A 4,941-nucleotide genomic window follows, 5' to 3' on the forward strand; every position below is an offset into this window, starting at 1 on the left:
GCTGCGGCCGGGGAACAGCCAGCCATGCGGCAGCATCACCCCCCGCCGCTTGCCTTCGCGCCACCACTGCCGGAGCAGGTCCAGCAGATGCGGTGAGAGCATGGCATTGCGATCCTTGCGACCCTTGCCCTGCTCGACACGGATGATCATGCGCTCGCTGTCGATGTCTCCAACCTTGAGGTGGGCAACCTCCGAGACCCGCAGGCCCGCGCCATAGGCCACGCTGAGCGCTGCCTTGTACTTGATCCCTGGCGCCGCCTCGAGCAGCCGCGCGGTCTCCTCGACGCTCAAGACCACCCGCAACTTGGGCGCGACGTGAATGACGACAAGCCCCAGCGCCATCTCCGGCCGCCTCAGGGTGATGCCGAAGAGGAACCGCAGCGCCGACACGGCCCCATTGATAGTTCCCGGACCAACGGCGCGTTCATGCTGATCGAGCTGAAAGCGCCGGAGATCTTCAACGGTGGCCGTGTCGGGAGGCTGGCCAAGAAAGGCAGCGAAGCGCCGAACGTGGCGGATGTAATCCTTCTGCGTGTGCTCCCCAAGCCCACGCATCTGCATATCCTGCAACATCCGCTGGCGCAGCGACGTGTTCGGGGCGGCGGTCGTGACAGCATCCATCGTGAGTTCCTTTGCGTTGAAGGAACTCCACGGTCGGCAGGCGACGCCGCCCTGCCTAAAGCCTGATCAATACTACGCTACGCCACCCCAAGCGACCCTCCCGCGCAGCGGGTTCGTGCATTGCTCGACTGCTGCCTCCAGCGTAACGCTTGCGCCATCAGACTTGGCTGCAATTGAGCCGGGTTATCACCCTGCCACCCTAGCTCTCCGCCGGCGCAGCCTGAAAGACCTCGCGCACGGGAGACGGCATCGCCGGGTAGGTCTCATTGTGGCTCAGCCCGTCCCAGCCACGGCTGTCATCGCCATGGCTAGAATGCCTGCACACCACTTGCCGCGGGTACAATAGTCGCAATTGTAATGACTTGATCTTGCGAATATAGCGCAGCGGGGTTTTGCACAAAAAGGAGAACACCGTGGCCGACGGCGCAGACAACACCGAAACGTTGACCACCCTCACTTCAGATATCGTGGCTGCCCATGTCAGCAACAACTCGGTCTCGGTCGGCGAGCTCGGGACACTGATCAGCAATGTCTACAACGCCCTGTCTGGCCTGGGCCAGCCTGCCGTCGTCGAAGTCGCTCCGCCGGAACCCGCCGTCTCGATCCGCTCCTCGGTCAAGCCCGACCACATCGTGTGCCTCGAGGACGGCAAGAAGCTGAAGATGCTGAAGCGTCACCTGATGACGCACTACAACATGACCCCGGAACAGTACCGCGCGCGCTGGAACCTGCCCGCCGACTATCCGATGGTCGCGCCGGACTATGCCGAAAAGCGCCGCGAGCTGGCCAAGAAGATCGGCCTCGGCCGCAAGCCTGCGGCAAAGGCCACGCGCCGCCGCACCAAGGCCTGACCTCCCCTTCCCTGACCTGCCGGCCACTGGCGCGCCTCGCGCGCCGGTGGCCGGAGCCTCAAACCAGGCGGGCCGGCCCGCCCTTCAAGCGGCAAAGAGCTCCCCTTGCCGTCCCGGCCGCGTGCCTGGACTGGCCGCTGTGGGCGGTGTCCCCCGCAGCAGCTGTAGAACCTTGGGCTGCACCACATAGACCGCATGCCGTCCGCCACCGCGATTGTCATGGTTGGTGGCATAGCCGGCATAGTGCCGCGTCACGAAGCCGGCCCGGACCAGGTCCGAGATCGCGCGGCTGATGTTGGCCCGGCCGACTGTCTGGGCCTGCTCCTCGACGGCAGCCTGGATCCGCGCAGCATCGCGTGCCGGGTCGCCGGTCAGCCTATCCTTGAGCCCGGCGATCACGCGCTGGCGCAGCGCCTCACGCCGCCGGCCCTTCTCGCTGATCGGCATCAGCTGACTGCACAGCCAGTCACGCAGCAGCATGGGCTCCCCTGCCTGGATCACGAAGGGCCCCGCCTCCCCTCGCCCGTCGGCGATTTCGGAGACCAGCTGGAGCACCAGGCAGGCATAACGCGGCCGCTGCGACAGGCGAGCAAGGCTGGCGAAGATCTCGCCGATCCCGGCGACAGAGGCGTCTCGTTCCATCCGCCAGTATTGAGCACAAAAGGTGAATCCTGTGAATCCCCCTTCCCGCTCCGCCATGCCGATTGTCGCCGATGACACTTCGCCTGCGAGGGCAGAGTGTCACCGGTGGCAACATGAGGCGGGCGCTTTACGTCCCCAGCCCACGTGATAGGTTGAGACCCGAACCTTTCACCTGCCGACCGCATCGCTCCGGCTCCGCGATCGTCAGGACAGCTGTGTCTGGATGAAAGGTTCAATCCCATGAGACCCAATGCCTGCTTTCGTGTGTCGGTCGACGATGTCGCAGCCGATTTCCGGCGCTATATCGAACTCGCCAGAACCAGGGCCTTCGAAATCTTCGCTGACGGCAAGGTGGAGGTCCTGCTGGTTCCGATCAGCGCCGTTCCCGAGTGGCATGAACAGTTGCAGATTGCCGTACCGACCGCACTCATGACCGATGATGAGCGGGCAGCGATGTCGTCCCCGATCGGCGCTTGGCCGGGAACGATCCCCGAAGGCGATGAGTGGCCTGAGGGTAGCTGAGATCCAGGCCGTAGCCGGTGCAGCACCTGGCTGCGCCGGCCCAAACCACGCTTCAGCTCGCCATGGCCGTGCAGTACCCGAGGCCAGCAAGCCGCTATCCAGAACATGATGCCTGGGGGTTGTGAACAGCCGCGACATAAAGTCCGTCCAAACGTCAATGAACCACCGTCCAATCGTCAGTTTGGCCCCGGCGCATTGCCAGTCGAACCAACCTGCGTGCTGCTGGCAGAGCATGAGCAGACCAGCTCAAGCCCGAAGCTCTGATCTTCCCACCCATCCCGAATCAGCGTGGTGCGAATTTGTGTGGCCGTGAGCTCGGCATTCCCCGGGGCAGTGCCGTCAGGCTGATAGGCAGGCATGGCGCAGCGGACGGCTTGCCCTCGCCGATTTCCCGATCGGGACAATGAGCTCTTCACAGCGACCCAATGGCTCCTAATTTCCCTCTCGGGAAAATTGTGCTTGTCTCCCCGGGTGCGTTAGCCTATTTTCCCGTTCGGGAAATCTTCATGCATGATACCATCACCCTAGGCCGCCTCATTCGCGACGAACGCAAGCAACTAGGGTTGCGGCAGGATGAACTTGCCGCCGCCAGCGGAGTTGGCCTGAGGTTCATCGTAGAGCTCGAGCGCGGCAAGCCCACCGTCCAGCTGGGCAAGGCCATGGCTGTTCTTGCGGCGCTGGGGTGCTCGCTGCAGGTCGTCGGCCCGAATGGGGAGGCGCTGGGCACCGCTGGTTTGCCGAAGAGCTCGGCGTGACCACTCAGGCCGATATCATCGATCGGCTGTCCGTATGGTGGGGCGAGCGGATCGCGGGAGAGCTCACGCTTGACCGCGGCGGTGCCATGCACTTCTGCTATGCGGGCGATTGGCTGGATGACCCGCAGGCGGTTCCGCTTTCGCAGGCGATGCCCAAGCGACCTGAACCTTACGATGATCGGATCTGCAAGGCGGTCTTCGGCGGGCTGCTGCCCGAGGAAGCCCAGCGCACCGCGATCGCCCGCGCGCTTGGGGTATCTGCCGACAATCCGTTCCGGCTGCTGCAGGCCCTGGGCGGTGACGTTGCGGGTGCCCTGGCGTTCCTGCCGGTCGAGGACCAGCCCGAGCGGTCCGATTCCAACCCGGCCGCCGAAGCGCTGAGTGACGGCGCACTCGCCGCCCTGCTTGAACGCTTGCCCCTCACCCCCATGCTTGCCGGCGAAGGCGGAGCCAGGTTGAGCCTGGCTGGGGCCCAGTCCAAGCTCCCCGTGGTCATGGTCGATGGACAGGTGGCGATCCCCCGTCCGGGGGAGCCCTCCACTCACCTGATCAAGCCCGAGCCGGACCGGTTTGCTGGCCTCGCTGAAAACGAAGCATTCTGCCTGGCCCTTGCCCACGCCGTTGGGCTCGATGCCGCCTCGGCGTCCTGGCGGCAGGCTGGCGGGCACCCCTTCCTGCTGGTCGAACGCTATGACCGCGTGATTGAACAGGGTGTCGCCCACCGGCTGCATCAGGAGGATTTTGCCCAGGCGCTCGGCGTGCCATCGAACCGCAAGTATGCGGCCGATGGCGGGCCGACCTTCCGCGAGGTGTTCGCCATGCTGCGGCAGGCGGCCACCCGGCCCGCGATCGAAGTGCTGAAACTGGCCGATGCCGCGATCTTCAACCTCATCATCGGCAACGCCGATGCCCATGCCAAGAACTTCAGCCTATTGCGCAAGGCTGGCGGCGAGGTCGTCCTCGCCCCACTCTACGACCTCGTGTCCACCCTGGCCTGGCCGCAGCTCTCCCCTCGCCTCGCCATGAAGTTCGGCAAGGCTGCGACCCTCGAGGACGTCGACGGCGAGGCCTTCACCCAGTTCGCCAGGGACGCCGGGCTGGCAGCCCCCTTCATCAGGCGCCGCGCCGCAGCGCTTTCTCGGCAGGTGCTTGTGGCAATTGGACGGCCGGAGCTTTCCGCGGGCCTGCCTGCCGGAGAACGTCTGGATACCTTGCGGACCCTTTTAACGGACCGCGCCGCTCGGCTTGAGTTGAAGGCCTCGGGTTCGCCGTAAGCAATCGCCTTACTGGGTAGGACCGGCTCTGGTCACACCCTACCTTGAATATCCTTGCCTGGGGGCTTCGCTATGGCTGATTGCCCCACACCCTGGCGCACCGTTCCTCCGCCGAACGCCACGAGCCTTGCATCATTAACGACCGGCCCTGGGACTTGTACGAACCCGCTGGCGCGGGAGTGGTGCTTGCCTTGAGGTCAGCCCGCTGATCTGCAGCCTGGTCGAAGTTGAGGTCTGCGGCGAGTAGGCAGACGATCGCGGCTCCTTTCAACCAAG

Annotated in this window: 6 protein-coding genes; 4 read left to right on the forward strand and 2 right to left on the reverse strand. The window is 64.8% G+C overall.

The annotated features are described in order from the left end of the window. On the reverse strand, window positions 1–621 hold a 621-nt coding region (locus H7F49_RS18835), incomplete at its 3' end, for a tyrosine-type recombinase/integrase (RefSeq protein ID WP_185685097.1). Between the two features lie 413 nt (window positions 622–1,034). Between H7F49_RS18835 and H7F49_RS18840 the strand changes: the two genes are divergently transcribed. Then, entirely contained in the window at window positions 1,035–1,472 is a 438-nt protein-coding gene (locus H7F49_RS18840; RefSeq protein WP_185685098.1) for a MucR family transcriptional regulator, read from the forward strand. Between the two features lie 84 nt (window positions 1,473–1,556). On the opposite strand, the gene H7F49_RS18845 is transcribed toward H7F49_RS18840, so the two are convergent. Then, complete coding sequence (locus tag H7F49_RS18845) at window positions 1,557–2,114, reverse strand: hypothetical protein (RefSeq protein ID WP_235982350.1); 558 nt, start codon at window positions 2,112–2,114, stop codon at window positions 1,557–1,559. A 240-nt stretch (window positions 2,115–2,354) separates the two neighbouring features. Here H7F49_RS18845 and H7F49_RS18850 point away from each other — a divergent pair, with 240 nt between their 5' ends. From H7F49_RS18850 to H7F49_RS18860, 3 genes are all read left to right on the forward strand, one after another. After that, window positions 2,355–2,636 (forward strand): hypothetical protein, encoded by a 282-nt coding sequence (locus tag H7F49_RS18850; protein WP_185685099.1) that lies wholly within the window; start codon window positions 2,355–2,357, stop codon window positions 2,634–2,636. A gap of 506 nt (window positions 2,637–3,142) precedes the next feature. Continuing rightward, window positions 3,143–3,391, forward strand: a complete 249-nt coding sequence (locus H7F49_RS18855; protein ID WP_185685100.1) for a type II toxin-antitoxin system Y4mF family antitoxin — start codon at window positions 3,143–3,145, stop codon at window positions 3,389–3,391. Continuing rightward, a complete protein-coding gene (locus H7F49_RS18860) occupies window positions 3,388–4,665 on the forward strand; it encodes a type II toxin-antitoxin system HipA family toxin (protein ID WP_328806871.1) in 1,278 nt (425 codons plus the stop codon). The genes H7F49_RS18855 and H7F49_RS18860 overlap by 4 nt, the downstream gene beginning before the upstream one ends. Window positions 4,666–4,941: the final 276 nt, after the last annotated feature.

The sequence above is a fragment of the Novosphingobium aerophilum genome (genome assembly GCF_014230305.1).
GTDB lineage: Bacteria > Pseudomonadota > Alphaproteobacteria > Sphingomonadales > Sphingomonadaceae > Novosphingobium > Novosphingobium aerophilum.

What these genes read in the sequence shown, in the direction of transcription:
- H7F49_RS18845 (WP_235982350.1), bottom strand. Translation starts at nt 2,114, where the DNA reads ATGGAACGAGACGCCTCTGTCGCCGGGATCGGCGAGATCTTCGCCAGC.
- H7F49_RS18850 (WP_185685099.1), top strand. Translation starts at nt 2,355, where the DNA reads ATGAGACCCAATGCCTGCTTTCGTGTGTCGGTCGACGATGTCGCAGCC.
- H7F49_RS18855 (WP_185685100.1), top strand. Translation starts at nt 3,143, where the DNA reads ATGCATGATACCATCACCCTAGGCCGCCTCATTCGCGACGAACGCAAG.